This window comes from Ruegeria sp. B10 (genome assembly GCF_056539825.1).
This window is the reverse complement of record NZ_JBQFVP010000013.1, coordinates 48,714-75,051: the sequence shown is the minus strand read 5'-3', so window position 1 is coordinate 75,051 and position 26,338 is coordinate 48,714. Positions and strand designations below refer to the sequence as shown.

General features: G+C 58.1%; 24 protein-coding genes. 15 read left to right on the top strand and 9 right to left on the bottom strand.

Annotated elements, in window-relative coordinates:
• Positions 1 to 23 precede the first annotated feature (23 nt).
• The 7 genes from ACR0J4_RS17780 to ACR0J4_RS17750 all read left to right on the top strand — a co-directional run bounded on the left by ACR0J4_RS17780 (position 24) and on the right by ACR0J4_RS17750 (position 9,784).
• Positions 24 to 2,075, top strand: a complete 2,052-nt coding sequence (locus ACR0J4_RS17780) for an ABC transporter substrate-binding protein (RefSeq protein WP_170640129.1) — start codon at positions 24 to 26, stop codon at positions 2,073 to 2,075.
• Positions 2,076 to 2,164: 89 nt separating this feature from the next.
• Positions 2,165 to 3,157: an ABC transporter permease gene (locus ACR0J4_RS17775; RefSeq protein WP_480668760.1), complete on the top strand. Its 993-nt coding sequence runs from the start codon at positions 2,165 to 2,167 to the stop codon at positions 3,155 to 3,157.
• A gap of 1 nt (position 3,158) precedes the next feature.
• The gene (locus ACR0J4_RS17770; protein ID WP_170640131.1) at positions 3,159 to 4,322 is read left to right on the top strand and encodes an ABC transporter permease; all 1,164 of its coding nucleotides are present in this window, start codon (positions 3,159 to 3,161) and stop codon (positions 4,320 to 4,322) included.
• On the top strand, positions 4,322 to 6,256 hold the full coding sequence (locus ACR0J4_RS17765) for an ABC transporter ATP-binding protein (protein ID WP_170640133.1): 1,935 nt from the start codon (positions 4,322 to 4,324) through the stop codon (positions 6,254 to 6,256). The genes ACR0J4_RS17770 and ACR0J4_RS17765 overlap by 1 nt, the downstream gene beginning before the upstream one ends.
• Positions 6,257 to 6,352: 96 nt before the next feature.
• A complete protein-coding gene (locus tag ACR0J4_RS17760; RefSeq protein ID WP_170380348.1) occupies positions 6,353 to 7,540 on the top strand; it encodes a 2-aminoethylphosphonate--pyruvate transaminase in 1,188 nt (395 codons plus the stop codon).
• A 14-nt stretch (positions 7,541 to 7,554) separates the two neighbouring features.
• On the top strand, positions 7,555 to 8,343 hold the full coding sequence (gene phnX / locus ACR0J4_RS17755; RefSeq protein ID WP_170640135.1) for a phosphonoacetaldehyde hydrolase: 789 nt from the start codon (positions 7,555 to 7,557) through the stop codon (positions 8,341 to 8,343).
• A 4-nt stretch (positions 8,344 to 8,347) separates the two neighbouring features.
• Positions 8,348 to 9,784 carry a sulfatase-like hydrolase/transferase gene (locus tag ACR0J4_RS17750; RefSeq protein ID WP_170640138.1) on the top strand — a complete coding sequence of 479 codons (1,437 nt, stop codon included), beginning with the start codon at positions 8,348 to 8,350 and terminating at the stop codon, positions 9,782 to 9,784.
• Between the two features lie 54 nt (positions 9,785 to 9,838).
• Here ACR0J4_RS17750 and ACR0J4_RS17745 read toward each other — a convergent pair whose 3' ends face one another.
• The gene (locus ACR0J4_RS17745; protein WP_170747405.1) at positions 9,839 to 10,672 is read right to left on the bottom strand and encodes an IclR family transcriptional regulator; all 834 of its coding nucleotides are present in this window, start codon (positions 10,670 to 10,672) and stop codon (positions 9,839 to 9,841) included.
• A 246-nt stretch (positions 10,673 to 10,918) separates the two neighbouring features.
• Here ACR0J4_RS17745 and ACR0J4_RS17740 point away from each other — a divergent pair, with 246 nt between their 5' ends.
• From ACR0J4_RS17740 to ACR0J4_RS17710, 7 genes are all read left to right on the top strand, one after another.
• Positions 10,919 to 12,013, top strand: a complete 1,095-nt coding sequence (locus ACR0J4_RS17740; RefSeq protein WP_170380352.1) for a TRAP transporter substrate-binding protein — start codon at positions 10,919 to 10,921, stop codon at positions 12,011 to 12,013.
• Positions 12,014 to 12,095: 82 nt separating this feature from the next.
• On the top strand, positions 12,096 to 12,704 hold the full coding sequence (locus tag ACR0J4_RS17735; RefSeq protein WP_170380353.1) for a TRAP transporter small permease subunit: 609 nt from the start codon (positions 12,096 to 12,098) through the stop codon (positions 12,702 to 12,704).
• Complete coding sequence (locus ACR0J4_RS17730) at positions 12,697 to 14,061, top strand: TRAP transporter large permease (RefSeq protein WP_170380354.1); 1,365 nt, start codon at positions 12,697 to 12,699, stop codon at positions 14,059 to 14,061. The genes ACR0J4_RS17735 and ACR0J4_RS17730 overlap by 8 nt, the downstream gene beginning before the upstream one ends.
• Positions 14,058 to 15,413, top strand: a complete 1,356-nt coding sequence (locus tag ACR0J4_RS17725; protein WP_170640142.1) for an amidase — start codon at positions 14,058 to 14,060, stop codon at positions 15,411 to 15,413. Before ACR0J4_RS17730 ends, ACR0J4_RS17725 begins: the two co-directional genes overlap by 4 nt.
• 4 nt (positions 15,414 to 15,417) lie before the next feature.
• Positions 15,418 to 15,612: a hypothetical protein gene (locus ACR0J4_RS17720; protein WP_170380356.1), complete on the top strand. Its 195-nt coding sequence runs from the start codon at positions 15,418 to 15,420 to the stop codon at positions 15,610 to 15,612.
• Between the two features lie 4 nt (positions 15,613 to 15,616).
• Positions 15,617 to 16,579: a 2-hydroxyacid dehydrogenase gene (locus ACR0J4_RS17715; protein WP_170640145.1), complete on the top strand. Its 963-nt coding sequence runs from the start codon at positions 15,617 to 15,619 to the stop codon at positions 16,577 to 16,579.
• 15 nt (positions 16,580 to 16,594) lie between these two features.
• Positions 16,595 to 17,467: an NAD(P)-dependent oxidoreductase gene (locus ACR0J4_RS17710; RefSeq protein WP_170380358.1), complete on the top strand. Its 873-nt coding sequence runs from the start codon at positions 16,595 to 16,597 to the stop codon at positions 17,465 to 17,467.
• A 104-nt stretch (positions 17,468 to 17,571) separates the two neighbouring features.
• Here the strand turns inward: ACR0J4_RS17710 and ACR0J4_RS17705 are convergent, their stop codons facing one another.
• From ACR0J4_RS17705 to ACR0J4_RS17670, 8 genes are all read right to left on the bottom strand, one after another.
• Positions 17,572 to 18,717, bottom strand: a complete 1,146-nt coding sequence (locus ACR0J4_RS17705) for an ABC transporter permease (RefSeq protein WP_170473775.1) — start codon at positions 18,715 to 18,717, stop codon at positions 17,572 to 17,574.
• Positions 18,714 to 19,640 (bottom strand): ABC transporter ATP-binding protein, encoded by a 927-nt coding sequence (locus tag ACR0J4_RS17700; protein ID WP_170556026.1) that lies wholly within the window; start codon positions 19,638 to 19,640, stop codon positions 18,714 to 18,716. The genes ACR0J4_RS17705 and ACR0J4_RS17700 overlap by 4 nt, the downstream gene beginning before the upstream one ends.
• Positions 19,637 to 20,599: an HlyD family secretion protein gene (locus tag ACR0J4_RS17695; RefSeq protein ID WP_480668759.1), complete on the bottom strand. Its 963-nt coding sequence runs from the start codon at positions 20,597 to 20,599 to the stop codon at positions 19,637 to 19,639. Before ACR0J4_RS17695 ends, ACR0J4_RS17700 begins: the two co-directional genes overlap by 4 nt.
• Before the next feature lie 213 nt (positions 20,600 to 20,812).
• Entirely contained in the window at positions 20,813 to 21,067 is a 255-nt protein-coding gene (locus ACR0J4_RS17690; protein WP_170640147.1) for a hypothetical protein, read from the bottom strand.
• A complete protein-coding gene (locus tag ACR0J4_RS17685) occupies positions 21,064 to 21,738 on the bottom strand; it encodes a glycosyltransferase (protein WP_480668758.1) in 675 nt (224 codons plus the stop codon). The genes ACR0J4_RS17690 and ACR0J4_RS17685 overlap by 4 nt, the downstream gene beginning before the upstream one ends.
• Positions 21,739 to 21,845: 107 nt before the next feature.
• A complete protein-coding gene (locus tag ACR0J4_RS17680; protein ID WP_170556028.1) occupies positions 21,846 to 22,130 on the bottom strand; it encodes a hypothetical protein in 285 nt (94 codons plus the stop codon).
• A gap of 225 nt (positions 22,131 to 22,355) precedes the next feature.
• Positions 22,356 to 23,483 (bottom strand): Hint domain-containing protein, encoded by a 1,128-nt coding sequence (locus tag ACR0J4_RS17675; RefSeq protein ID WP_170640151.1) that lies wholly within the window; start codon positions 23,481 to 23,483, stop codon positions 22,356 to 22,358.
• Positions 23,484 to 23,697: 214 nt separating this feature from the next.
• Positions 23,698 to 24,609: a LysR substrate-binding domain-containing protein gene (locus tag ACR0J4_RS17670; protein WP_170640153.1), complete on the bottom strand. Its 912-nt coding sequence runs from the start codon at positions 24,607 to 24,609 to the stop codon at positions 23,698 to 23,700.
• 90 nt (positions 24,610 to 24,699) lie between these two features.
• Here ACR0J4_RS17670 and ACR0J4_RS17665 point away from each other — a divergent pair, with 90 nt between their 5' ends.
• On the top strand, positions 24,700 to 26,220 hold the full coding sequence (locus tag ACR0J4_RS17665) for a trimethylamine methyltransferase family protein (protein ID WP_170640155.1): 1,521 nt from the start codon (positions 24,700 to 24,702) through the stop codon (positions 26,218 to 26,220).
• Positions 26,221 to 26,338: the final 118 nt, after the last annotated feature.

Genomic DNA, 26,338 nt, shown 5'->3' with positions numbered 1-26,338 from the left:
GTCGAACAAACCTGGAGGTTGTCATGACGATCCGTCATATCCTGATGTCCACTGCCGCGACGATGATTGCGGTTCCCGCGCTGGCAAATTGCCCGGTCGCCACCGTCGCTGATCCAATGGGGCTGGAGCCGGCGTTCCCGCAGCAGCTGGAACTGGCCGAGCTGCAATCGACCGCATCCTGCACCCTGGAATTCTCGGAAAACCCCGCGATTGCCGAACTGAACGGTAAAATCCTTGGCAACGCCGACCTGGCCGCTGTCGCAGACCGCCTGCCAGCCGAGCCTCTGGTGGTGATGCCCTATGAGAGCATTGGCCAATATGGCGGTGCGATCACCGGCATCTCGAAGGCGACCGAGTCGGGCACGTCGGACCTTCTATCCGTGCGCCACGTGAACTTTGTGCGCTATGCGGATGACTTGCAGACGGTTGTGCCCAACGTTGCCAAGGCGTGGGACTGGAACGAAGACAAAACCGTTCTGACGATCACGCTGCGTGAAGGCCACAAATGGTCTGACGGCGAACCTTTCACCGCCGAAGACGTTGCCTTCTGGTACAATGATCTACTGCTGAACACCGACATTCTGGAAAAAACCCCGGATCGCTGGCTGTTTGCAGGCGAGCCGATCAATGTTGAGGCGGTCGACGACGTGACCGTCCGCATGACCTTCCCGGTGCCGACTCCGGGCATTCTGAACCGCTTTGCCGTCGACTATGGCCAGCCGTTCCAGCCCAAGCATTTCCTGGGCCAGTTCATGCCCAAATACAACGAAAACGCCGATGCGCTGGCGCAGGAATACGGTTTCGCCAACGGCGCCGAAGCGGTTGATTTCTACTACGGCGGCTCGGATTGGAAAGACGTTCCCTCACCGCTGCTGAAAGACGCCGACAAAGCCGCTGCGATTGGCCGTGCGGTTGTGCCGACGCTGGAAAGCCACATCGTTGTCGAAGAGACCTCAGAAGGCCGCAAACTGGTGGCGAACCCCTATTTCCACCAGGTCGACACTGCGGGCAACCAGCTGCCCTATATCAACGAAATCGTTGAGAGCTATGTCAGCGACAAGGAAGTTCAGAACCTTAAGGTCATGAACGGAGAGGTTGTCTGGAAACAGCAGGCGATCTTCCTGGAAGACTTCCCGCTACTGAAAGAGAACGAAGGCAAAGGCGGCTACACGATCCAGTTCGCACCGACCCTGGGTGAAAACGTGTTCTTCTCGTTCAACCGCACCCATAACGACGAGGTGCTGCGCGAAATCTTCAACGATGTACGCTTCAACCGTGCCATGTCGTTGGCGATGAACCGTGATGAAATCAACGAGATCGTCTACCTGGGTCAGGGTACTCCGATGCAAGGTGTTCCGGCCGAGCCCAAGACCGTGTCGTTCATCTCGGATGACGTGCTGAACAAGGACATCGCCTATGACGTCGAAGGCGCCAAGGCCCTTCTGGCTGAAATGGGCCTGGGCGACAGTGACGGTGACGGCACGTTGGAGCGTCCGGACGGCAAGCCTTTGGTCATTCGCCTGGTCTATTCCTCGCAGGGTGTGCCGGTGAAAATGATGGAGCTGGTGCGGGATTACTGGACCGCCGTGGGCGTGCGCGTTGACCTGAAAGAGGTTACCTCGGACGAATACCGCGCATCGGGCAACAACAACGATCTGGACCTGACGACCTGGAAGTATGACGGCAACGCCGGCCCGACCATCTCGCAGGATACCACCGTTTTCGTGCCGCCCTTTGGTGACTTCTTCAACCCGGGCACCGGTGCCAAATGGGCCACATGGAAACAGACCGATGGTGCTGAAGGTGTTGAACCCCCAGCCGATATCCAGAAGCTGTGGGAGCTGAGCGAGCGGTTCATTCAGGCTGAGTTCGGCTCGGACACCAGCAACGAAATCGGTGCGGAAATCGTCAAGATCCACACTGACAACATGCTGAAGATCGGCACCGTCGGTGACATCGTTGCCCCCTTCCTGTGGCGCAACGACCTGCAGAACGTCAAACCCATCAAGTCGAAAACCTACGACTTCTACTGGACCTACCCCTACCGCCCCTCGCAGTGGTGGCTGGAACAGTAACCCCCATACGGGTTTGACATTTTCCTCCGGGGCGTTTGCAGCAGACGCCCCGGAGTTTGCAGTCCAAGCTGCAATCTCGGGACAGACGCATGCTCAGATTCACCGCCGAACGATTAGTAGGAATGGCCATCACGATGCTTCTGGTGTCGATGATGGTGTTCCTGATCATGGAAATCCCGCCCGGAGACTACGCCGACCGCTACGCGTTCCGAAAATACTCGGGCACTGGTGTCAACGTAACCGAGGCCGATGTGCAAGCCATCCGTCAGGAGCTGGGTTTGGACAAGCCGATTTTGCTTCGGTATTTCGACTGGATTGGTGGCATCGTCCTGCACTGGGATTTCGGGCAGGCATTTGCCTTTGAAACCTCGGTCACCAAGGTGATCGGTGACAAAGTCTGGCTGACCGCGGGCATCCTGTTCGCGACCCTGATCCTGACCTATCTGATCTCAATCCCCGTTGGAATTTATGCGGCCGTCCGGCGCGGTTCGGCCATTGACTATGGTCTGACGATTTTCTCGTATCTGGGCCTCGCGCTGCCGAACTTCCTGCTGGCGCTGGTCATGCTGTATTTCGCCAACCGCTGGTTCGGGGCGGATATCGGCGGCTTGTTCTCGGCCCAGTATCAGGATGCCCCGTGGAGCATGGCCAAGGTTTGGGACATGCTAAAACACCTGTGGTTGCCCGCGGTGGTTCTGGCCTGGTCGGCGGTGGCCTATCAAATCCAGACCGTGCGCGCGACCATGTCGGATGAGTTGAACAAGCTATCCGTCACCGCAGCCCGCGCGCGCGGTGTGCCCGAGCGGAGGCTGCTGATCAAATACCCGGCCCGGCTGGCGATCAACCCGGTCGTCTCGACCATCGGGTTTGACGTAAACCGGATCTTTTCCGAGCTGCCAATCGTGGCCGTGGTTCTGGGCCTGACCGAGCTGGGCGAGCTGCTGCTGAAAGCGTATCTCGACCTCGACATGAACGTGGCGGGTGCGATCCTGCTGATGCTGACCTTTGCCATCGTGTTCATGAATTTCCTTTCTGATCTGCTGTTGGCGTGGCTCGACCCGCGCATCAAGCTGGGGGCGTGACATGACCGATATGACAGATCCCGAAATGACCCCGGCTCAGCGTCGGGCTGCGGAAAAAGAACGTCAGCAGCTGCTGAAATACTATTCGGCCTCGCAATGGACCCTGATCTGGTGGCGCTTCAAAAAGCACCGCGCCGCGATGTATGCCTCGATCGTGCTGGGGCTGATGGCGTTGGCCGGTTTGTTTGCTGAGATCGTCGCCCCCTATGGCCCGGTCACGCGCGATACCTCCTACATCGAAGGACCGCCGCAGATCCCGCGCTTTTGCGATGACAACGGATGCTCTGTCGTGCCCTTTATCAACGGCACCAAGACCGAGCGTGATCCGGTGACCCTGCGCGCCGTCTCGGTGCCCGACCCCGACGTGCGCAACTATCTGGGGCTATTCGTCAAAGGAGAACCGGTCAAGGTTCTGGGCTTTATCCCAACCGACCGCCACCTGATCGGCTTGCAGAACCCGGAGGCCAAGATCCATTTCTGGGGTACGGATGATCTGGGGCGGGATGTGTTCTCGCGCACCATCTATGCCACGCGGACGTCTCTTTCGATTGGTGTGATCGGGGTGCTGATCTCATTTGTACTGGCGCTGATCATCGGCGGGATTGCCGGGTATTTCAGCGGCCTCATCGACAACGTTATCCAACGTGTGACCGAGGTGATCCGGGTGGTGCCCATCATCCCTCTGTACATGGGTCTGGCCGCGGCCATGCCTAAGGAGTGGTCGACCACACAGGTCTATTTTGCGATGACACTGATCCTTGGCCTCTTTGGCTGGCCGACACTGGCACGGCGCATCCGGTCTCAGCTTCTGTCGATCCGGAACGAAGACTATGTGGTTGCGGCCCGACTGGCCGGTGCGCGCCCCAAGCGCATCATCGGTCAGCACATGCTGCCAAGCTTCACCAGCTTCATCATCGTCGATCTGGTGATCTCGTTCCCCTACATGATCCTTTCGGAAACCGCGCTGTCCTTTGTTGGCCTCGGCCTGCGCCCGCCGTCGGTCTCGTGGGGCGTTCTGCTGCAACAGGCGCAATCGGTGCGCGCGATCGAGCAAACACCTTGGCTTTTCATTCCCGCCGTATTCGTGGTGGTGGCCGTTCTGGCCTTCACAGTGATCGGCGACGGGCTGCGCGATGCGGCTGACCCCTACGCGAAGGCAAAGTGATGGCAAACATCCTCGACGTCAAAAGCCTGACCCTGTCTTTCCGCACAGATGAGGGGCTGATCCAGCCGGTTCGCGATGTCTCGTTCTCGCTTGAGAAGGGCAAGACGCTGGGCATCGTAGGCGAAAGTGGCTCGGGCAAATCCGTGTCGACCAAGGCGGTGATGCAGCTGCTGCCCGGTATTGCCAGCATCGATCAGGGGTCCGAGATCAACTACGCCATGAAGGACGGCAAATCCGTCGATCTGGCCAAGGTGCGCCCCCATGACCCGCGGATGGGCGTGATCCGCGGAGGTGAGATCGGGATGATCTTTCAGGAACCGATGGCCAGCTTTTCGCCGATCTACACCATCGGCAACCAGATCATGGAGGCGATCCAGCTGCATCGCGGGCTGAACAAACGGCAGGCGCGCGAGCTGGCGATTGAGATGCTGGAAAAGGTCGGCATCACCAACCCCTCCGCCCGCGTGGATCAATTCCCGCATGAGATGTCGGGTGGCATGCGCCAGCGGGCCATGATCGCTCTGGCCCTCTCAGCCGGTCCGCAGCTGCTGATCGCGGACGAGCCGACAACCGCTCTGGACGTGACCATTCAGGCGCAGGTTCTGCAATTGATGCGTGATCTGCAGGCTGAGCTGGGCATGAGCATGATTTTCATCACCCACGATCTGGGTGTGGTGGCCCAAGTCGCGGACGATATCGCAGTGATGTATAAGGGCGAGATTGTCGAGCGCGGCACCGTGCGTGAGGTCATCAACAACCCGCAACAGGCCTATACTCAGCGCTTGCTGGACGCGGTTCCGCGGTTGGACAAGGTTGTCCCGCCCGCGCCACTGAAGAAGGCCCGCAAGCTGATTGACGTCCACAATCTGGGCGTCGCGTTCGAGGTGCGAAAGAAGAAGCTGTTCCGAACCGAGGTTGAAACGGTCCGCGCGGTTAGCGACATCACTTTCGACATCCTCAAGGGCGAAACCGTGGGCCTCGTCGGTGAAAGCGGATCGGGTAAAACCACCGTTGGTCGCGCGATGCTACGCGCCATTGATCCAAGCGAAGGCGAGGTGATCTTTCACCGCAAGAAAAAGGGCGATATCGATCTTGCCAACGCCTCCGAGGTCGAGCTGCGCGCTGTTCGCAGCAAGATCAACATGGCGTTCCATGAAGGCCCGGTTCAGTTGCACAATCTTGGTGGCAACTTGCTACGCAGCTTCCGCCCGGAAATGAGCCTCGTCTTTCAGGACCCGTATTCCTCGCTGAACCCGCGCATGACGGTGCGAGATATCATCGCCGAACCGCTGGTGGCCTCGGGTCTGATGACAGACCGGGACCATATCGACGAACGGGTGCGCGAGATCGCGGCGCGTTGCAAGATCGACCTGGAGCATCTGCGTCGTTTCCCGCATGCGTTCTCCGGCGGCCAGCGGCAGCGGATCTGTATCGCGCGCGCTTTGGTGTCCAAGCCCAAATTTGTTGTCTGCGACGAGTGCGTTTCGGCGCTGGATGTGTCGATACAGGCTGAGATCGTTACGCTTTTGAAGGACGTGCAGGCCGAACTTGGTGTCAGCTTTCTGTTCATCGCGCATGACCTGGCGGTGGTTGCGCAGATCTCGCATCGGGTAGCTGTAATGTATCGGGGGCGGTTCATGGAATATGGCCCGACCGACAAGATCTTTTTCAACCCGCAGCACACTTACACCAAGGCGTTGCTGTCCGCCGTACCGCATCCCGACCCTGACGCCGAATTCAAGCCGATCCGCTTTGAGGGCGACATGATCCATCCCGTTGCCTCGAATGGTCCGAACGGGGTGTCGCTGCGCATCCCGGATCAGCCTTCGGACGAGCCGACCCAGCTGGTGGAAGTGGATGAGGGGCATTTCGTGGCCTGTCATCTGGATCAGCACGTGACCGCTGAAAGGACCAAGACGCTGGAACCCGCTTAACCGGTCGAAATGCCCTTGCGGGGGTAACTGGAAAACTGTAGCCACGCCATAGCTCGAAACTATGTTATAGCACTCTTCATATAGAAGCTGAATGACATGATTGATCAGAACCAAAAACTGCCCTCGCCGCATTTCGGCGAACCGTATCTGTTGACTCCGGGTCCATTGACCACGTCTCTGCCGGTGAAAGAAGCGATGCTGCGCGACTGGGGCAGCTGGGACGCCGATTTCCGCGCCATGACGGCTGAGTTGCGTAGCCGCCTGTTGGATATTTTGGGGCAGGACAAAGCCCGCTATGACTGTGTGCCTCTGCAGGGCAGCGGCTCTTACGTGGTCGAAGCGATGCTGGGCAGCTTTGTGCCCAAGGACGGCAAGGTGCTGGTGTTGTGCAACGGCGCCTATGGCAAACGAGCGGTACAGACTCTGGGCTATCTTGGCCGCGACTGTGCAGTGATCGATATGGGGGACTATCTGCCCGCGCGCGGGGATCAGGTGGCAGAGGCGCTGCAGGCCGACCCTACGATCACGCATGTGCTGTCCATCCATTGCGAGACCAGCTCGGGCATCCTCAACCCGCTGCAAGAGATCTCGGACGCGACGCAAGCGGCGGGACGCAAGCTTCTCGTCGATTCCATGTCGGCCTTCGGCGCTGTCCCGCTCGAGCCGCATGTGATCCCGTTCCAGGCCATGGTCAGCTCGGCCAACAAATGCATCGAGGGCGTGCCGGGCTTTGGGTTCGTGATCGCCGAAACAGACGCGATCAAGGCGGCGGTAGGCAACAGCCATTCGCTCAGCCTGGATGTTCACGCCCAATGGGCAGCGATGGAGAAAACAGGCCAGTGGCGTTTTACCCCGCCGACACATGTGGTCGCGTCCTTCATCGAAGCGCTGCGCGCGCATGAAGCCGAGGGCGGCGTCTCCGCGCGGGGCGCGCGGTATCTTGAGAACCGCAAGACGCTGGTCAAAGGGATGCGTGAACTGGGCTTTGTCACGTTGCTGGACGATGAGTGGCTGTCGCCGATCATCACCACCTTCTTCTGCCCCGATCATCCGAGTTTTGCATTTCCGGATTTCTATAACCGCATGAAAGCGCGCGGATTTATCCTGTATCCCGGCAAACTGACGGCGGCGGAAAGCTTCCGGATTGGCCATATCGGACAGGTCGATGCGCATGTGATGCAAGCGGTCGTTGACACCGCAGCCGAAGTGCTGCGTGACATGGGGGTCGACAGTGCCAGCCCCTCGGACGAAACACTCAAACAGAAACAGGTTGAACCTGCCTGACGAAAGGAAAGACAATGAGCAAATTCAAAGCCGCCGTGTTTGATTGGGCGGGGACAATGGTCGATTTCGGATCATTCGCGCCGATGGGTGTGTTTGTGAAGGCCTTCGCCAAGTTCGATATTGAAGCCACGATCGAACAGGCCCGCGCACCGATGGGCGCGCCTAAATGGGATCATATCCGTTCCATGATGGACATGCCCGAAATCGCCGCGCAGTGGGAGGCAAAATACGGCAACGCGCCCACCGATCAGGATGTCGACAAAGTCTATGAGATATTTGTGCCGATGAACGAAAAAGTCGCTGCCGACTACGCGGATCTGGTTCCGGGTGGCAAAGCTGCGATTGATGATCTGCGGTCCATGGGCCTCAAGATCGGATCGACCACGGGCTACACCCGCTCGATCATGGAGAACGTCCTGCCGGTTGCCGCCGCTCAGGGCTATGAGCCGGACAACTTGGTCTGTTCTGACGACCTGCCCGAAGGCCGCCCCGGCCCGCTGGGCATGTATAAATGCATGGTCGATCTGGTGGCCTACCCGCCTGCGGCGATCATCAAGGTTGATGACACCGAGCCGGGCATCAAAGAGGGCGTCGCCGCGGGCTGTCTGACAGTTGGCGTGTCTTTGTCCGGCAATGCGGTGGGTAAAACACCGGAGGAACTGGCTGCTCTGTCCGCAGAAAAGGTTGACGCGCTGCGCCAGCACGCGACCAAAATCCTGAAGGACGCCGGTGCGGACTATGTGATCGACACGGTTGCCGATCTGCCGGCGCTGATCCGTGAATTGGACAGAGCAGAGGCCTGACGCCATGCTGAAGAAGGCTCCGCGCAATTTTCTGTTCATCGTCATCGATCAGTTCCGCGCGGACCTTCTGGCGGGCGCTTTGGGCCAGCATGTGCCGCTGCCCAACATTCGCGCTCTGGCCGCGCGGTCGGTGCATTTCCGCAACCATCATACGGTTGTGGTGCCCTGCGGTCCGGCCCGTGCAAGCTTGCTAACGGGCCAATACGCCATGAACCACGGATCGGTTCAGAACGGCGTTCCGCTGCGGCGCGATATTCCCAACCTTGCAACAGCGCTGCGCACCATTGGGCGAGAGCTGCTGTTGTTCGGCTATACGGACACGCAGCCTGATCCCAGAGGCTTGCACCCGAATGACCCGGCGCATCTCTCCTACACAGGGCCGATCCCGGGGATCACCGAGGTCACCGAGATGCGCGAGGAAGCGTGGGAGTGGCTCGCCCATCTCAGATCCCGTGGCTACGACGTGCCGGATGGAGGCGACCTGACTGCGCTCTACAAACCTCGGAACGACACTCTCGGAGGGCCGGCGCTCTATGACGCGCAGGACAGTGATACCGCGTACCTGACCGACCGGGTTTTGGCGCATCTTGACGTTCGCAAATCACAGCCATGGTCTGCCATGGTCACCTATATCCGGCCGCATCCTCCGTTTGTTGCCCCCGCGCCGTATAACGATTTGATCAACCCGCAGGACATCCCGCCTCCGGTTGAGGCCACTTTTGAGCATCCGTTCTTTGAAGCCTATCATTCCCGCCCAAGCGGCACGGATATGTTTTGGGGTTTTGACGGACAGCAAGACGCAATGACGCCTGAGCAGATCGCGCTGTGCCGGGCCACCTATCTGGGACTGGCCGCCGAGGTTGATCACCATATCGGTCGACTTTTTGAGTGGTTGCGAAATGTGGGTCAGTTGGACGACACGCTGATCGTGTTGACCGCCGATCACGGAGAGATGTTGGGCGATCTTGGTCTTTGGGGAAAACAGACCCCGTTTCGCGCAGCGTCCCACGTGCCCCTGATGATCGGGCATCCGGATCTTGAGCCTGAAGATATCGACGCATTGACCCAGTCGATTGACATGGCCCCAACGGTTCTGTCGGCGCTTGGGGCAGCTTCGCCCTCAGAGATGCAGGGCAGCAACCTCTTGGCGCCTGACCGACCCTACGGGCAGGAAGCCATGGTCGAGCTTGAGCTTGGATCGGAGAACGGCCACGGGCGCTTTGAAACCGCATGGCAATGCTCGCCCGATCATTGCCGCGCCCTTGCGTTTGAGAAAGACGGGTACCGGCTTGCGCATTTCGCGACGGATATCGAGCCGATGCTGTTTGATGTCGAAAACGATCCCGATTGCACCCGGAATCTCGCGCGGGAAGATCTGCCCCGACTGCATCACCTGCGGGCTGAGGTGCTGTCACACAGAATGAGAAAAGGCTCGGTCTGAGGTGACCTCAGGACCTGACCCCTGAAGCTCAATACGGTTGAAAAAGCAAAGAAATTAACTCTGAGGTGGGGAACTCCGGAGTTTTTCAGAGATGCTTGCCGCAGTCTCAACAACTGACGCAGCCAAGGTTTCAAGCTTGTTGTCGGGGAATCTGGTGATGGGCCCGGATACTGAAACGCCAGCGACGACATTCTCCAACGAATCGAAGACAGGCGCCGCGATACAGCGTAGGCCCGGAAAACGCTCTTCATCGTCGATTGCCCATCCTCTTTGCCGGGATGTCTGCAGCTCGTTTTTGAGCTGTTGTTTGTCCGTAATCGAATTGGGCGTCTGCTGAACCAGTGTCAGTGGGTCCAGTAGCTTTTCAAGTGCAGCCTCATCCATATACGCCATGATGGCTTTGCCGACACCGGATGTGTGAAAATAGGCTGCGGTTCCATTCTTGATCGAGGCGCGGATCGGGTTTTCGGATTCCACCTGAATCAGATACAGCAGCTGCCCGCCTTCCTCAATTGCAAGGTTTACGGTCTCTCCGGTTTCCTTGGACAGCTTGCGCATCGCGGCTGGTGCGACCTCCAGCAAATTCGAGGCTTCCTCAAACGTGTTGCCGATCCGATAGGCCTGCGGTCCGACGCGCCACTTACCATGTTCGGCATCGTTAACCACCATTCCTCGCTGTTGAAGCGTGGTCAGAAGCCGGTGCGCCGTCGCCGTTGGAATGCCTGTCGTTCTTGCGATGTCGACAAGCGTCGCGCCCCGGGCATCTGCAATGGCAATCAGGACACGAATCCCACGATCCAGCGCCCCGACCAGAGAACCTGCGGGCTTTTCTTCATTCGCTTTCAGGCGTGGGCGCCCGCGTCTTGCAACTGTTTTTGGTTCGTTCATTTTTGGCGCGTTTGTCATCTGGCTTGTTGTGAAAAGAGTCTAGCTTGTTCGCAAGTGCAAAAAAATGAAAATAATAAATGGATTAAAAACAATAAATTGCGCCTATTTTGACGCTCAAAATGAAAGAGTTTCCAAAATATTTTGAAAAATCGCGAATCTGGCTTATCGTAGATTCTATCCGCTGGAGGGCGGGTTTGGTGCCAATGCCGAAGGGATATCGGCGACGGCCCAGTCTAGGGAGGAAACATGACAAAATCTTTGAACCGCAGAAACTTTCTGCGCGGCTCCGCTGTTGTAGGTGCTGGTGCGCTTGCTGCTCCGGCTGTCCATGCGCAGGAAGGAACGACAATGAAGATGCAGGCAGCCTGGGGCGGCGGCATCTTTCTTGAGAACGCGCAATCCTACGTCAACCGCGTCAATGAAATGTCCGGTGGCAAACTGACGATCGAACTTCTGCCTGTGAATTCGGTCGTAAAAACCAGCCAGATGCAGGACGCGGTCCACCGCGGCGTTCTGGACGCGGCGCATTACGTTCCGGCCTACTGGTACTCGAAATCCAAGACGGCATCGCTGTTCGGAACGGGTCCGTGCTTTGGCTGGTCCAGCCAAGAGGTTCTGGGCTGGGTGAACTATGGCGGCGGTCAGGAACTGTTTGACGAGCTGATGGGCATCCTTGGCCTGAACGTTGTGTCCTTCTTCAACTCGCCCATGCCCGCACAGCCACTGGGTTGGTTCAAAGAGGAAATCACAAGCTCGGATCAGATGAACGGTCTGAAATACCGTACAGTTGGTCTTGCGGCAGATGTTCTGCTTGAGATGGGCATGTCCGTTGTGCAGCTGCCCGGGGGCGAGATCCAGCCCGCGATGAAGTCCGGCCTGATTGATGCGGCCGAGTTCAACAACCCCACATCCGACCGCGATTTTGGTATGCAGGACGTGTCCAAACACTATCATCTGGCCTCGTTCCACCAGAGCCAGGAGTTCTTCGAGGTCACGTTCAACAAGGACAAGTTCAACGCGCTTGCGCCCGAGCTTCAGGCGATCCTAAAATACGCGTCCGAGGCCGAGAACTCGAATTTCTACTGGAACAACACCAAGCGCTATGCCGACGATCTGGTGACGCTGGCCGAAGAGCAGGGCGTCAACGTGTATCGGACGCCTGACAGCGTCATGCAGGCCCAGCTTGAGGCTTGGGATGTCGTAGTCGAAAGGATTTCGAACGAAGATCCGTTCTTTGCCAAGGTCGTCGACAGCCAGAAGGCCTATGCGAAGACTGTCATGAACTACCTCAACCTCAACCAGCCGGACTACAAGCTGGCGTACAAGCACTATTTCGGCTGAGGCCTGACAACTCTTTGAAAACGGAAGGTCGCGCTGGTGCGCGGCTTTCTGAACTGCGGGCGGAACAGGCGAGGAACTGACCTTGATCAAGACAATCCACGCCATCGAAGGGCTAAGCCAATGGGTCGGCAAAGCCTTCGGTTGGTGCATCCTAATTCTGACACTTTCGGTGTCCTACGAAGTGTTCGTCCGGTACGTGCTGAACAAGCCGACCGTCTGGGCGTTCGATATGATGGTACAGATGTATGGCGCCCTGTTCCTGATGGCCGGGGCCTATGCGCTGGCGCAAGACGCGCATGTGCGCGGTGACGTGCTGTACCGCCTTTTCTCGGTCCGCTGGCAGGCGCGGGTCGATTTCGTTCTGTATATTATCTTTTTCTTCCCCGGCATGTTTGCCCTGTTCTGGTACGGCTGGGAAATCGCCAAGGACAGCTGGCGCTATGAAGAAGTTAGCTGGAACAGCCCCGCCAGAATTCAGATTTATTTCTTCAAAACTCTGATCCCCGTCGCCGGTGTTTTGCTGATGCTGCAAGGGCTTGCCGAGATGGCAAGATGCTGGCTGGCGATGCGAAATGGCGTCTGGCTCGACCGTCTGGATGACGTACGTGAGACCGAAGACATGCTGATGGAATCAACCGTCGACCGAATTCATACAACAGGCACCAAGCAAGGAGGTCGCAGCGATGACTGACCCACAAGTCGCCATCCTGATGCTCAGCCTCTTTATTGTGCTGGTGCTGTTGGGCTTTCCGATTGCGTTCACACTGCTCGCCATGGGCGTCGCGTTCGGGTACTACGCCTACTACCAGTCCGCGCCCGAGAGCATTGCGGACATCTTCAACAACAACATCTTCTACCTGCTGAACCAGAACACCTATTCGGTGATGGAGAATGACACGCTTGTTGCCATCCCCTTGTTCCTGTTCATGGGCTACGTGGTCGAAAGGGCGAATATCGTCGACCGTCTGTTCTTTTCGCTCTACATGGCAGCCCGCAACCTGCCTGGGTCTCTGGCGATCGCGGCGTTGCTGACCTGTGCGGTGTTCTCGACTGCGTCGGGGATTGTGGGCGCGGTTGTCACCCTGATGGGTTTGCTGGCCTATCCGGCAATGGCCAACGCGGGATATCAGCGTAGCTTTGCCTCGGGCGTGATCTGTGCCGGTGGCACCTTGGGCATCCTGATCCCGCCGTCGATCATGTTGATCGTCTACGCTGCCATTGCCGAGCTTTCTCCGCTGCGCCTCTATGCAGCGGCGGTCTTTCCGGGCCTCATGCTGGCGGGTCTCTACATCGTCTACGTGATGGTGCGCGTCTGGCTGAACCCGTCGCTGGCCCCCAAGCCGCAGGAGGATGATGTTCCGCCAAAACGGCAGATCTACATGGACCTGCTGATCTCGTTCGTGCCGTTGACTGTACTGATCCTGCTGGTGCTTGGCTCAATCCTCGGAGGCCTCGCAACACCGGCCGAAGCGGCGGCGATGGGTGCCTTGGGCGGGCTTGTGCTGGCAGTGCTCTACCGATCGCTCACCTGGGACAAGGTCAAGCAAAGCGTCTTCCTCACGGCCAAGGCCACCGCCATGGTGTGCTGGTTGTTCGTGGGCTCGTGGACCTTTGCGTCGATCTTTTCGTATCTCGGCGGGCATGACGTGATCGAGCATTGGGTTGTTGGTATGAACCTTCAGCCCTGGCAGTTCCTGGTGCTTGCGCAGTTGATCATCTTCCTGCTGGGCTGGCCGCTAGAATGGTCCGAGATTCTGATTATCTTTGTGCCGATCTTCCTGCCCATGCTCGAGACGTTTGGCGTCAACCCGTATTTCTTCGCGATGCTGGTGGCTCTGAACTTGCAGACCTCATTCCTGACACCGCCGATGGCCATGTCGGCCTACTATTTGAAGGGGGTCCTCAAAAACCAGATTCAGCTGATGGAGATCTTCCGCGGTCTGATGCCCTATCTGGCCATCGTGATCCTCTGCATGGTGCTGATGTATCAGTTCCCGGGCATCGCGCTGTGGCTGCCTGACTACCTGTTCGGGGTCTGGGTGCCATGACCAAACACGATCTGTCATTGTTCTCGGCGGTCCAATCCGCCGAGGGCATTCGGTACGGGCGTATCTCTTCCGAAGCGCTGGTTGAAGACTGTCTCAAACGCATCGAAGAGACCGACAGCACCATCCGCGCTTGGGCTTATCTGGATGCGGGCGTGGCGCTAGATCAGGCGCGTGAGCTGGATCGCATTCGCAAGGCTGGACGGGCGACAGGCCCCTTGCACGGCGTGCCCATCGGGCTAAAGGACATTGTCGATACAAAAGACATGCCCACGCAGCGGGGCACACCGATCTTTTCGGGCCGACAGCCGGAGGCAGATGCAAGGCTGGTCGAATGCCTGCGCGAGGCCGGTGCCGTCATCATGGGCAAGACCAAGACGACCGAGCTTGCCTTCATGCATCCGACCGACACCACCAACCCTTTTGATGCGACCAGAACTCCAGGGGGGTCGTCCAGCGGATCGGCAGCGGCCGTTGCGGCAAGACATGTGCCTCTGGCCATCGGCACCCAGACAGGGGGCTCGGTTATCCGCCCGGCCTCTTACTGCGGCGTCTATGGTTTCAAACCCACGCGTGGAATGATCTCGCGACATGGGGTTTTCAGGACGTCGGTCTCTTTGGACCACGTTGGGGGGTTCGCCAACGCGCTGGAAGATATCGCTTTGCTGACAGACGTGGTCGCCGGATATGACCAGCGCGATCCCGCCAGCTTTGCCCGGCCGCGAGCGGATATGCTGTCCGGCGCGCAGGCTGATGTTCCGGTCGAGCCTAACATTGCCTGGCTGGAATTTCCATTCAACGACCGCCTTGATGAAGATGCGCTTGAGGGGCTGAACGCCGTTATCGAGGGGCTTGTTGGAAGGGTCGAACGTTTTTCGGTATCGCCGCAACTGGCCGATTTGATCACCGTTCACAAAACGATCTATGACTTTGAAATTCGCCAGAACATGGCCGAAATCTCGAATGCGCATTGGCCGGAACTCAGCCCCGAGATGCAATCCGCAATCGCCCGCGGCGGAGATATTAGCGAGGCCCAATATGAAGACGCCTTGGCAGTCATGGCGTCCGCGCAAGGCTTTTTTGCCGAGTATTTCAATGAATTCGACGCGATCTTGGCCCCGGCAGCTACCGGTGAAGCCGTTCCGCTGAGCGCGGGGCATACCGGAGATTCCGTTTTCTGCCTCACCTGGACGCTGGCAGGTTTGCCCTGCCTCACGCTGCCTTTGTTGGTGGGGCAGAATGACCTGCCCATTGGTGTCCAGCTGATCGGCGCGGTCGAAGAGGACGACCGGCTTCTTCGGACAGCTTCATGGGTTCAAAGAACCCTCAGAACGCAAGAATTAAAGGGAGAGTAATCCTATGTCACGACTGACAAATATTCTCATGGGCCTCATCGGCACCGGCTTGATGATGGTGTTCGTTCTCGGGCTTGCCCACAGTATCTCGACCGGTTTCGCCGGGTTCTGGGGCGGGTTTCCATTCTTGTGTATTGCGGTCTTCGTAATAGCCCTGGCGCTGTACAATTTCTGGGAAGACGCGATCAAAAAGGACTGACCCCATGAGCGATAGACCCGTTCTCTGGCTACCGCGTCGGGTGTCCGATGCCACGATTGCGCGCGCGCGACAAGGCTATGACGTGATCCTGAACGAGGCCGACACGCCGGGCACGGCGGACGAGATCATCGCCATGAGCGCAAGGGTCGACGCGATGATGCCCTGTCACTCGGAACATTTCTCGGCCGAGGTCGTCTCAAAGCTCGATCCACGGCTGAAGATTGTAGCGAACCATTCAGTGGGCGTAGATCATTGTGACCTTCCGGCGTTGGCGGCGAAGGGGATTGTCGTGACAAACACGCCCGACGTGCTGTCGGACGCCACGGCCGAGCTTGCGATGTTGCTGATGCTGGGTGCCGCGCGGCATGCGGTCCGAGGGGACCGCCTGATGCGCACCGGTGCCTGGGACAGCTGGAGCCCGTCTTTCATGGTAGGCAAACAGCTCACCGGCGCTCGGCTTGGGATTGTCGGTATGGGTCGTGTGGGCCGCGCGTTCGCAGAAAAGGCGCGCGGTTTTGAAATGGAGGTTCACTACTTCAACCGCACCCGCCTGTCGCCTGAACAAGAGCAAGGCGCGACATATCACGGCAGCATCGACACGTTGTTGACGGTCGCGGATTTCCTGTCGCTGCATTGTCCCGCAACACCGGAAACCGTGAACCTGTTGGATGCTGAAAACCTGGCAAAGCTGCCTGACGGCGCGGTTCTGGTGAACTCGGCAAGGGGTGCGCTTGTTGACGAAGACGCTTTGCTGAGCGCAATCGAAAGCGGAAAGCTGGCGGCTGCCGGGCTTGATTGTTTCAAGACCGAGCCGGGTGGAAACCCAAAATTCGCCGCGCATGAAAACATCTTCATGCTGCCGCATATCGGCAGCGCCACAACCAAAACCCGAGACGCTATGGGCTTTCGAGCGTTGGACAATCTGGATGCTTTTTTTGCGGGTCAAACACCGCGAGACCTTTTGTAGTAGAGGACATAAGTAATGGCTAAACTTGCTTTTCTCGGCCTGGGCGTGATGGGCTATCCGATGGCAGGCCACTTACAGGCTGCAGGCCACGACGTGACTGTTTTCAACCGGACGGCAGCCAAAGCCGAAGCCTGGGTTGCCGAACATGGTGGCTCGATGGCCGCAACCCCGCGCGAGGCGGCCGAGGGGGCAGAATTTGTCATGACCTGTGTGGGGAATGACGATGACCTACGCAGCGTGTGCACCGGGGCAGACGGAGCTTTCTCCGGGATGTCGCAAAGCACAACGCTCGTGGATCACACGACCGTTTCAGCTAAAGTCACACGCGAGTTGTATGCGGCAGCGAAGGATCAGGGTTTGGGCTTTGTAGACGCGCCGATTTCGGGCGGTCAGGCGGGGGCCGAAAACGGTGTCCTTTCGATCATGTGCGGCGGGGATCAGTCTGTTTACGATGCAGCCGAGCCGATCATGCAGGTCTATTCGAAGATCTGTCGTCGGATTGGCGAAAGCGGTGCGGGTCAGATGACGAAGATGAGCAACCAGATTGCGATCGCCGGTCTGGTTCAGGGTTTGAGTGAAGCCCTGCACTTTGCCGAGAAAGCCGGTCTGGACGGGCGCGCGGTCGTCGAGGTTATCAGCCAAGGCGCAGCTGGAAGCTGGCAGATGGCGAACAGGTACGAGACGATGCTGGACGACCACTTTGACCACGGGTTTGCCGTAGATTGGATGCGCAAAGATCTGGGGATTTGTCTTGATACTGCAAATGAAACCGGGGCGAGCCTTCCGGTGACGGCGTTGGTCGATCAGTTTTACAAGGATGTTCAGAAACTCGGCGGCGGCCGCTGGGATACTTCGTCTTTGCTAAAGAGACTTCGGGCTCTGGATTGAACAACACGTCTGCGATTTCGATGCCTCCCAGCTGAGCGCTTTCAAAGCAAACCGAGGTAGGGCGGCGATTTGCCTGACACGCAGTTCAAGCGCCAGATGGTTCGCTAACCCAGACGCTTCTTGAACCTCAGCGTTGCTGCCAGCAATCCGAAAATGGCAAAGCCGATCATCCACAGGATCTCCGAGCGCAGATCATAGAGAGACGCATCGCGCAGAACCACGCCTCGGATCATCTCCATGAAATGCGTCGCCGGCAGCACCTGTGCTATGATCTGAACCGGTTGCGGCATGCCGTCGAACGGAAACATGAACCCCGACATCAGGATAGACGGCAGCAGGATAAATAGGGTCATCTGCATCGATTGAAGCTGGTTCTGAGCCAGAGTGGAAATCACCAGACCCAGCGAGAGGCTGGCGATGATGAAAAGCAGCGTCACCACCAGCAATGTGCCCAGACCTCCGTTTATGGGGACGTCAAACAGCAGATGCCCAAGCCCCAAAATGATCGCGACCTGGATCAGACCCAGAAAGATGTAGGGGATGATCTTGCCCAGCATCAACTCGATCGACTTGATCGGTGTGTTGATCAGCATCTCCATATTGCCGCGTTCGCGCTCCCGAACGATCGCGGCCGAGGTGAACAGGATCATCGTCATCGTGAGGATCACCCCCACAAGACCTGGCACGATATTGACTGCGGATCGCTGTTCGGGGTTGAAGTAGAGCGTCACCTCAAATGTCGGAACCTGCCGGTTGGCAGGTAGCCTCAGCAATTCGGTCAAGGGCATTGTCCGCAGGGATTTGATCGCGCTTGCCACCATCGTGTCCGAGCCATCGACGATCCAATGCGCGACGGGTCGACTGCTGGTTTGATCTGTTGAATTGGGCAAGCCTAGCCCGACAGACGGGCTGCGGGCAAGGCGTTGGCTGACGTCTGGGGGGATGATCAGTGCGGCCCGCACGCGGGATTGTGTGATCGCGCGCTCGGCCTCTTGTGGGGTTGCCAGTTGTTCGGTGACCGTCACGACCTGCGTGGCCTGAACCATCTGCGTCAACATGCGTGACAGCTCGGTTTGGGATTGATCGACAACAGCCACAGGCACGTGGCGCAGATTGGTGTTGATCGCGTATCCGAACAACAAAAGCTGGATCAGCGGGATCATGATGACCATGGCGAAGGTCATCCTGTCCCGCCGCAGCTGCAACAGCTCTTTCCTGAGGACGGCTGCGATCCGGCGGGCCGAGATCATTGGTCTTCCCCCCGCGTGGCGCTGACAAAGACGTCTTCTAGATTTGGCCTCTGGGGTGTCAGGGACAGATCGGAAAACCCCTCAAGCCGGGCGCGCAGCATGTCCACCGGCTGAGGCTCGGCTTTGTCCACCAGAACCCGCAAGCGAGAGCCGACCTGAGCGGTCGACAATATCTTTGGCGTGCCGTCCAGCTCATGTTTGACCTTGCGCAGATCCGGGCCTTCAATCTCGACAACGTCGGCTTGAAGATCATTCATAAGCTGGCGCGGTGATCCGTCCGCTTTCTTGACACCATGCTGAAGGATGGCCAGACGGTGGCAGCGTTCGGCCTCATCCATGAAGTGGGTAGAAACGATCATGGTGGCACCCTGATCGACGAGATCGAACAATTGCTCCCAGAATGTGCGGCGTGTTTCGGGATCAACAGCCGAGGTCGGCTCGTCCAGAAACAGCAGTTTGGGCCGGTGCAGGATCGTGGCGGCAAGGGCCAGCTTTTGCCGCTGCCCTCCGCTCATGCTGCCGCTGAGTTGATTTACGTTGGTCGTCAGGTCGTAGGTGTGTAGCAGCTCGTCGATCCGATCTTTCGCTGCTTTTACCGGGATACCGTAGATTTCCGCCGCGAACCTGAGGTTTTCCAGCACGGTCAGGTCGCGGTAGTAGGAGAAGATCTGGGTCATGTACCCGATCTCATTCTTCAGCGGTTCTGCCGCCTCAGGCATGGATCGACCAAGAACCGAGATGGATCCGCTGGTCGGTGTCAGTAGCCCAGTCAACATGCGCATGGTCGTGGTCTTGCCACAGCCGTTGGGGCCGAGAAACCCGTAGATCTGGCCTGTTCTGATCTCAAGATCCAGATCGTTGACGGCGGTGTTTGTTCCGAACTGCCGGGTCAGGCCGCGTGTCGACACAACGACATCCGTCATGGCATGGGAACCTGCACTGGAACCCCGGCAGGCAGGTCCGGCGACGCTGAGGGCAGATCAATTTCGGCCAGATAGACAAGCCGCGTCCGGTCATCTTGGTTCAAACCATAGTAAGGGGTGAAGGATGCGTCGTCGCTGATCCAACGGACCACGCCCTCCAGTGGATCATCCAGCCCGTCGACATTCACCTCCAGCGTATCGCCGGGTTTCAGGTTCACGCGATGCGGTTCGGGCACATAAACGCGGGCATAGGGTGTCTGCCCCGTGACCAGAACGGCCACGGGGCTGCCGGTTGTCACCCGTTCACCAAGGTTCCAGGGCAGCGAGTCCAAGACGCCGTCGCGTGTTGCGACAACGGTCAGATCCTCCAATATGGTCTGTTCCGCGTCAACCGACGCTTCGGCTGCGCGGACGTTGGCTTCGGCGACGGCGAGATCTTCGGGGCGGGTGCCGTTCTGAAGCTCTTTCAACGTTTCCTGAGCACCGACCAATTCGGCACGCGCAGAGTCCCGCAAGGCCAGATCATTTGCGACCTGCGCCTCGGTCACGACCGAGTTTTCAACCAAACGGGCATTGCGTTCATAGATTGCTTCAGCATCGGCCAATCGCGCGGTAGCCCCGGCGACCTTGGCTTGGGCAATTGCGATCTCTTCCTCGCGGGGCCCGACCTGCAGCTTCAAAAGGGTGGCTTTTGCTTTTTCCAGTTCCGCCTGAGCCAGGTTCAGCTTTGCGGTCTGCAATGTGGGATCAAGTTGAACCAGCGTATCTCCGGCCATGACGACCGAGCCTTCGGCAACTGGCAAATCGACGATGATTTCGCTGGCCGTCGCAGTCAATGCGACGCGGTCGCGTGCCAGAACACCTAGGGCCACGCTCGTATCCGAGGCAGAGCATCGGTCCAGAACCGCAGGCAGCATTGCCGCCAATATCAAGGGTATGGGGATCGACAAATTCAGCACGGGGTCCCTCCGGGTGTTAACCTCTGGTCGCGTTGGATGGTTTGTTGAACCATACAATCATGAAATCGGAATTGTATATGTTGTCTAGCCTTTCGCGAAGACCGCACCGATCATGCGATGCGTTGTGCCGGTTTCAAACCTTAAGCTTGTCCTGACACACCATTTACCTGCCATGCCTTCGGCAGTGTTGGATCAATGGGGTTCTCAAAAGCATCAAAAGTCAAAACGCGCGCTGTCATAGCGGGCGAAAAGAACATCGCAGTCATCAGACTCCTGACGAATGGGTCTGGGGAAATCCAGAATTTCAAACCCGTTCTGACCCATGAAAGAGACGAGCTCTGAGAACCTGTATCCACCCACATAACGCCGTTTTACATTCGCTTCGGCCAACACAAAGAGCGCTCTTTTTGCGCTAGATCTACCCTCAGCCCGCACAGTTGGCAAAGGATCAGACGAGGTATCGATCATGTCATGGGCCAGTCTGGTTGGTGTTCAAGAAGGGTGTTCATCAGCTTGTGGCTTATCACCTCGGGCGAGTGCATTTGCGCATGGTTCAAACAGGCCTGTCGCAGCCTCTGATACTCTGAGGTTTCAATCTGCAGCGATCGAATCATGGCCCGGACCAACCCTCGGGGCAAGCTTCGGTCATAGAGTTTTGTCTCATGCAGTTCCGGCGGCGTGATTTCTTTCATTTCACGCAAGGCAGGGCCGATGATCGGTAATCCGAAACTTAAGGCTAGTGAAACAGTGCCCGAGCTGAAAAGCTCGGAATAGGGGGCTAGAAAGAAATGCGCGTTCGAAAAGACTTGGGGGATCTCCTCATCCGGGATACGGTCGGTTCCGAGCGATATGTTCTCATTCCAGCCGAGGCGCCTCAGCAACCGTCTTTGGCTGCTGAAAGCCTTGCCATACATGTTCAGACGATCGTCATAGTCCCGCTTTGTCAGCTTGGCGGCGGCGTCCCGGATGCGCTCTGCCCCTTTTTCTCCTCGAAACATTCCGAAGAACAAAAACGCGTTTGGGCTGCGATCCGGCATGGGGCGCGCCAGCGTGATGTCTTGCGACTCATACGACCCGAGGTAGCTTGGATGGGAAATCACATGAATACGGCTCGCGTCGGCCCCGTATTCCGAGATCATGTGATCGCGGGCATGGGGGGCGTGAACGTGGATTGCGTCGGCCCGTTTGACTAGCGATTGGCGGGCTGGCGAAAACCGTCAAGGCTGATCACCTTGGCGGGCGGGCGTTAGACCAACCGACCACCGTGCGCGCGGTAGTTTTCAATCGACAGTTCCGCTTTGTGCAAAAGGTCCGTATTGTTTTGCGCATCTGCGTCACGGCCAAAGATCCGGTCATCCCAATGTAGATGGGTTACGGGGTGTTTGGCCGCATCCAAACCCAGAAGAGCACCTTTGCCGCCGCCCACAAACTCGACCCTGTCTGTCGCGCAGCGATACATCAGATCACGCTGATAGGGGTTTCCGTCGGCGGTCGGAATGTTGAGGACCTGCACCGGATTTCCGCCGTTCACAAGGACCCGCCGATTTCGTCTTGGGCGGTTTTTATTCTGGGGTTCGGCGAAATTGTCACTTGGCTCATATCTGCCCAGATCAAAGGGTCTGTTATCGACTGCATCCAACGAAATTGAATGCTCGGCGTTTGCAGGCTTGCTTGATGATTGGGGTGATAGCAACCCTTTTCTGCCAGCAACCCCGGCCTGGGCCAAGCGCGTGGTTGCCGGGGCAGGGGTCCCTGCTCAGTTATGGGCAGCCTGACCGTCGAACAGGGGTTTGCGGTTCCCAAGGTGACGCTCGACAAGCTTCGAAATTCGCTTGCCCTTTCCTGGCACCAACCTTGCCGTTAGCGGTCGAAAATCAATCGTCGCGCATTCTGGGAACAGCTCTTTGATCTCTTGCCGCGCTTCGGGCGAGATGGCCTGCATGGTCAGTGGCCCCAGAAAGAGGCTTTCCGTAGGCGTGCCGTTGGACCAGATGATCTCATGCTGATCGAACAGGATGTGGTGATACCGAACTCCACCAGACAGGTCGTCCAAAACATCGACACCGCTCAACGGCAGCAGTTTCTTCGCGGGCAGCAGGATATCCTGACAGTCGAACATCCGCTCAGCGATGGCTGAGGAAACCAAAATCCGGTGCTGAGGCGACACGATCAGATCGCGCCGCGGATAGCCAGGACCCAGCGCATCCGCCCGGATCATAATGGGCTTGAGATGCGGTTTGTCCTCCAGTTGGTTTTGGCTCAGGCCACGAGAGCCAATCCAGCAAACCGGCCGCAGCCCGTTGTCATATGTCAGGACCTGATCGCCGACCTTCAGGTCCTCGACCCGAACAAGCCCCTCTGATGTTTCGATCAGTGTTCCTGATGCAAAACAGGGTACATCCTCGAATTCACCGCTCGCATTGGTCGGGCCGGTCACGACCTGATCGATTTCGATGGTGTTGTCACCATCCTCGTTCCAAGCTGCCGCGATTGCGTCGGTGTTGACGGTCAGGCCGTTGAACAATTCCAGTGGAACAAGCGCGCCATCGTCGGACTTCACTCCGAAAAGGGCAATGGTCCCGTCCGGGTTCACCTCGAGCCGGACAACAGGATCAGTGTCCGAGTTTTGAAGCTGCCATACGGCGGGCGTATTCACCTCGTACCGGTCGCCATCTGCAAATCGCACGGTTTGACCGGAGGTTCCGCTTATCTGGAATTGCAGTTCATTGGGTGCTCCGGCAGGGCCGCCGACAAAAAGATCAACACCGTTGATCTGCACGCTGAAGCTGTTGTCGAGCAGCCTGAAGTCGATGACAAACCCCCCGCCGGGGGTTGTGTCGGTAAATGTGGTGGATGCACCGCCGATGATGCTGAAATCTGGCATTCAAGTCTCGTTTCAACCTGTAACCTGTTTTCCTTCCGTAGACGCGTAAACCCTTGCTTCTTCAAGACAGAAATTCGTTCATTTTGTGAAAAATTCGCCCTTGACGTCAGGTCCAATTGTTTTGGTTTTGCCTTAAACCGAAGTGAGAGTCCGTTAGTTGCGAGCCCTGACGCATGTGCGTTGCGAGCGCGCACCTCTCAATGGCTTGCCGCACTCAGGCGGCTTCGTCCAGAGTGCGCAAAATCCAATCTCTTACCTTTCGCGCATCATCGGACAGAGGGGTTTTCTTGGACCAGACCAGATAGAACCCTTTGCCCGTCGTCCATTGCCAATCGGATCGGGCGGCCAGAAGACCCTGATCTACAAGACGGTCGGTCAGGTGTTTCCAGCCGAAGGCAAACCCCTCACCGGCCATCGCCGCCTGCAGGACAAGCGCATAGTCATTCAGCCGCAGCCCCGTGTTCGGAACGGCCGTCCTGATCGAGAAATTGGCGAACCAATCGCTCCAACTCGGACGCTGACGAATGGGTTCTTCCAGGTGAATGAGGCGTTGAGACAGGAGATTAGGCAGGCTTCTCAGATCAACTGCGGCGGCCATGACGCGGGGCGCGGCCACGGGATAGATCGCCTCGGGCGCGATCAGGGCGCTTTCGCAATCCGCCCAGTTTCCATCCCCCAGACGCACCGCAAGGCTGATGTTTTCCGCATCGATATCCGGTTCCCGGTCACTGGATTGCAGGCGCAAGTCGATCTTCGGATGTTGGCTTTGCAGATCGGCCAGTCGCGGCATGATCCAATAGTTGTTGAAGGCCGTCGACGCGCTGAGGGTAACGTAGCCCGCCTGTTTGGTCTGACGAATGGACTCAACCGACAAGGCCAATTGCTCGAATGCCCGCGAGACATCAGCCAGCAGCCGCTCACCCGCTCCGGTCAGGACGACCTGACGGTGACCGCGGGTGAACAGGGGAGTTCCCAAGCCTTCTTCCAACCTGCGAATGGCAACGCTGACCGCGGGTTGCTGCACGTTCAGCTCCTGCGCCGCGCGAGTAAAGGACTGAAGGCGGGCGGCGGCCTCGAATACGACCAGATTGCGGGGGGATCCCAGTTGTTTCCAGAGTTCTTGCATAATTTGTGTTTATGCTAAGCATTCAAATTTTCAAGCGTCACATGTGTTTTCTTGGTGATTAATATGCACCAGAAAAATGGAGTGCTTCTAATGGCTCGGCGCGCACGTCAATCCCGTTCCCGCGGTTCCGAGGCCGGTTCGGTCCCGGCCTCCCCCTATATCCAACGAAAGTTGGCCTTCTTTGACCCTCTGAACGAGGAAGATCTGGCCCGTCTTGAGGCTCAGGTCGACTGGATTTTTAAGGACGTGGGCATCGCCTTCCGCGACGACCCCGAAGCGCTGGAGCTGTGGCGCCGCGAAGGGGCGCGGGTCGAAGGTGACATCGTGCGGGCCGACGCACAATGGATTCGCAGCCTGTGTGCCAGGGCGCCCAAAAGCTTCACTCAGGTCGCGCGCAACGCTGAGCGTTCGGTGGTCATCGGTGACGGCAATCAGGTTTTCGCGCCCGTCTACGGCGCACCATTTGTGCGTGATCTGGAAGGCGGTCGGCGCTATGGCGACATCGAGTCGTTCGAAAAGCTGGTGAAACTGACTTACCTGCATCCGAACTTGCACCATGGCGGTTTCGTGACCTGCGAACCCTGCGACGTGCCGGTCAGCAAGCGTCACCTCGACATGATGTTCGCGCATATGACCCTCAGCGATAAGCCGCATCTGGGTGCCATCACCGAGATGAGCCGCGCGCAAGACAGCGTTGACATGGCCGAGATCATCTTCGGCGCGGATTTCATGGAAGACAATTGCGTCATCATGGGCAACGTGAACACGAATTCTCCGTTGCTGGTCGACCGCGTTGTCACCGAAGCGGCGCGAGTCTATTCGACGCGCGGACAAGGCATGATCGTGGTTCCGTTCATCTTGTCCGGCGCGATGGGTCCAGTCAGCACTGCGGCCAGTGTCGCACAGGCCATGGCCGAGGCGATGATGGTCTGTGCCTACGTCCAACTGCTGCGCGCCGGCGCGCCCTTTGTTCTGGGTAACTTCTTGTCGTCCATGTCGCTGAAATCCGGCGCACCGACCTTTGGTATGCCCGAACCTGTGATCTCGAACTACGCCATTGGACAACTGGCCCGCCGCGCTGGTCTGCCGCTGCGCTGCGGAGGCTCTCTGACCGCCTCCAAGATCGAGGACGCGCAGGCCGCCTATGAATCTGCGGATTCGATGCATTCTACCATGCTGGCCGGTGCAAACTTCGTTCTGCACTCGGCCGGGTGGCTTGAAGGTGGTCTATGTACCGGGTTTGAAAAGCTGATCATGGATGCGGACCGTCTTGGCTCATACCAAAAAGTCCTCAGTCAAGGGCTGGACACCAGTGACGACGCCTTCGCCCGTGACGCCTATGGCGAGGTCGACGCAGGCGGTCACTTCCTCGGCTGCGCCCACACCATGCGCAACTACCAGACAGCATTCTACGAACCCAAGCTCAGCGACAGTGAAAACGTCGAGAGCTGGGAGGAGGGCGGCTCCAAAGACATGCGCCGCCGCGCCTATGAGCGCTGGAACCAGATGTTGAAAGAATACCAGCCCCCCGCAATGGACCAGGCCAAGAAAGACGAGCTGGCCGCTTATGTGGCCAAACGCAAAGAAGAGATCCCGGACGCCTGGTACTAAAACCGGGATCCCTTCATCTGGCCAGAAATACCTTCGGGGGTGAATTGAGCCACAGGCTCAAGAGGGGGCAGACAGCCCCCTTGCCCCATCACCACAAGAAAACGACACAGGAAATTCC

Coding starts and splice junctions, on each gene's coding strand:
- ACR0J4_RS17705 (WP_170473775.1), bottom strand. CDS start 18,717: ATGATCTCGGCCCGCCGGATCGCAGCCGTCCTCAGGAAAGAGCTGTTG.
- phnX (WP_170640135.1), top strand. CDS start 7,555: ATGAGCAAATTCAAAGCCGCCGTGTTTGATTGGGCGGGGACAATGGTC.
- ACR0J4_RS17725 (WP_170640142.1), top strand. CDS start 14,058: ATGACCAAACACGATCTGTCATTGTTCTCGGCGGTCCAATCCGCCGAG.
- ACR0J4_RS17775 (WP_480668760.1), top strand. CDS start 2,165: ATGCTCAGATTCACCGCCGAACGATTAGTAGGAATGGCCATCACGATG.
- ACR0J4_RS17770 (WP_170640131.1), top strand. CDS start 3,159: ATGACCGATATGACAGATCCCGAAATGACCCCGGCTCAGCGTCGGGCT.
- ACR0J4_RS17685 (WP_480668758.1), bottom strand. CDS start 21,738: ATGATCTCGGAATACGGGGCCGACGCGAGCCGTATTCATGTGATTTCC.
- ACR0J4_RS17720 (WP_170380356.1), top strand. CDS start 15,418: ATGTCACGACTGACAAATATTCTCATGGGCCTCATCGGCACCGGCTTG.
- ACR0J4_RS17730 (WP_170380354.1), top strand. CDS start 12,697: ATGACTGACCCACAAGTCGCCATCCTGATGCTCAGCCTCTTTATTGTG.
- ACR0J4_RS17710 (WP_170380358.1), top strand. CDS start 16,595: ATGGCTAAACTTGCTTTTCTCGGCCTGGGCGTGATGGGCTATCCGATG.
- ACR0J4_RS17760 (WP_170380348.1), top strand. CDS start 6,353: ATGATTGATCAGAACCAAAAACTGCCCTCGCCGCATTTCGGCGAACCG.
- ACR0J4_RS17665 (WP_170640155.1), top strand. CDS start 24,700: ATGGCTCGGCGCGCACGTCAATCCCGTTCCCGCGGTTCCGAGGCCGGT.
- ACR0J4_RS17780 (WP_170640129.1), top strand. CDS start 24: ATGACGATCCGTCATATCCTGATGTCCACTGCCGCGACGATGATTGCG.
- ACR0J4_RS17740 (WP_170380352.1), top strand. CDS start 10,919: ATGACAAAATCTTTGAACCGCAGAAACTTTCTGCGCGGCTCCGCTGTT.
- ACR0J4_RS17745 (WP_170747405.1), bottom strand. CDS start 10,672: ATGAACGAACCAAAAACAGTTGCAAGACGCGGGCGCCCACGCCTGAAA.
- ACR0J4_RS17670 (WP_170640153.1), bottom strand. CDS start 24,609: ATGCAAGAACTCTGGAAACAACTGGGATCCCCCCGCAATCTGGTCGTA.
- ACR0J4_RS17765 (WP_170640133.1), top strand. CDS start 4,322: ATGGCAAACATCCTCGACGTCAAAAGCCTGACCCTGTCTTTCCGCACA.
- ACR0J4_RS17675 (WP_170640151.1), bottom strand. CDS start 23,483: ATGCCAGATTTCAGCATCATCGGCGGTGCATCCACCACATTTACCGAC.
- ACR0J4_RS17700 (WP_170556026.1), bottom strand. CDS start 19,640: ATGACGGATGTCGTTGTGTCGACACGCGGCCTGACCCGGCAGTTCGGA.
- ACR0J4_RS17750 (WP_170640138.1), top strand. CDS start 8,348: ATGCTGAAGAAGGCTCCGCGCAATTTTCTGTTCATCGTCATCGATCAG.
- ACR0J4_RS17715 (WP_170640145.1), top strand. CDS start 15,617: ATGAGCGATAGACCCGTTCTCTGGCTACCGCGTCGGGTGTCCGATGCC.
- ACR0J4_RS17690 (WP_170640147.1), bottom strand. CDS start 21,067: ATGATCGATACCTCGTCTGATCCTTTGCCAACTGTGCGGGCTGAGGGT.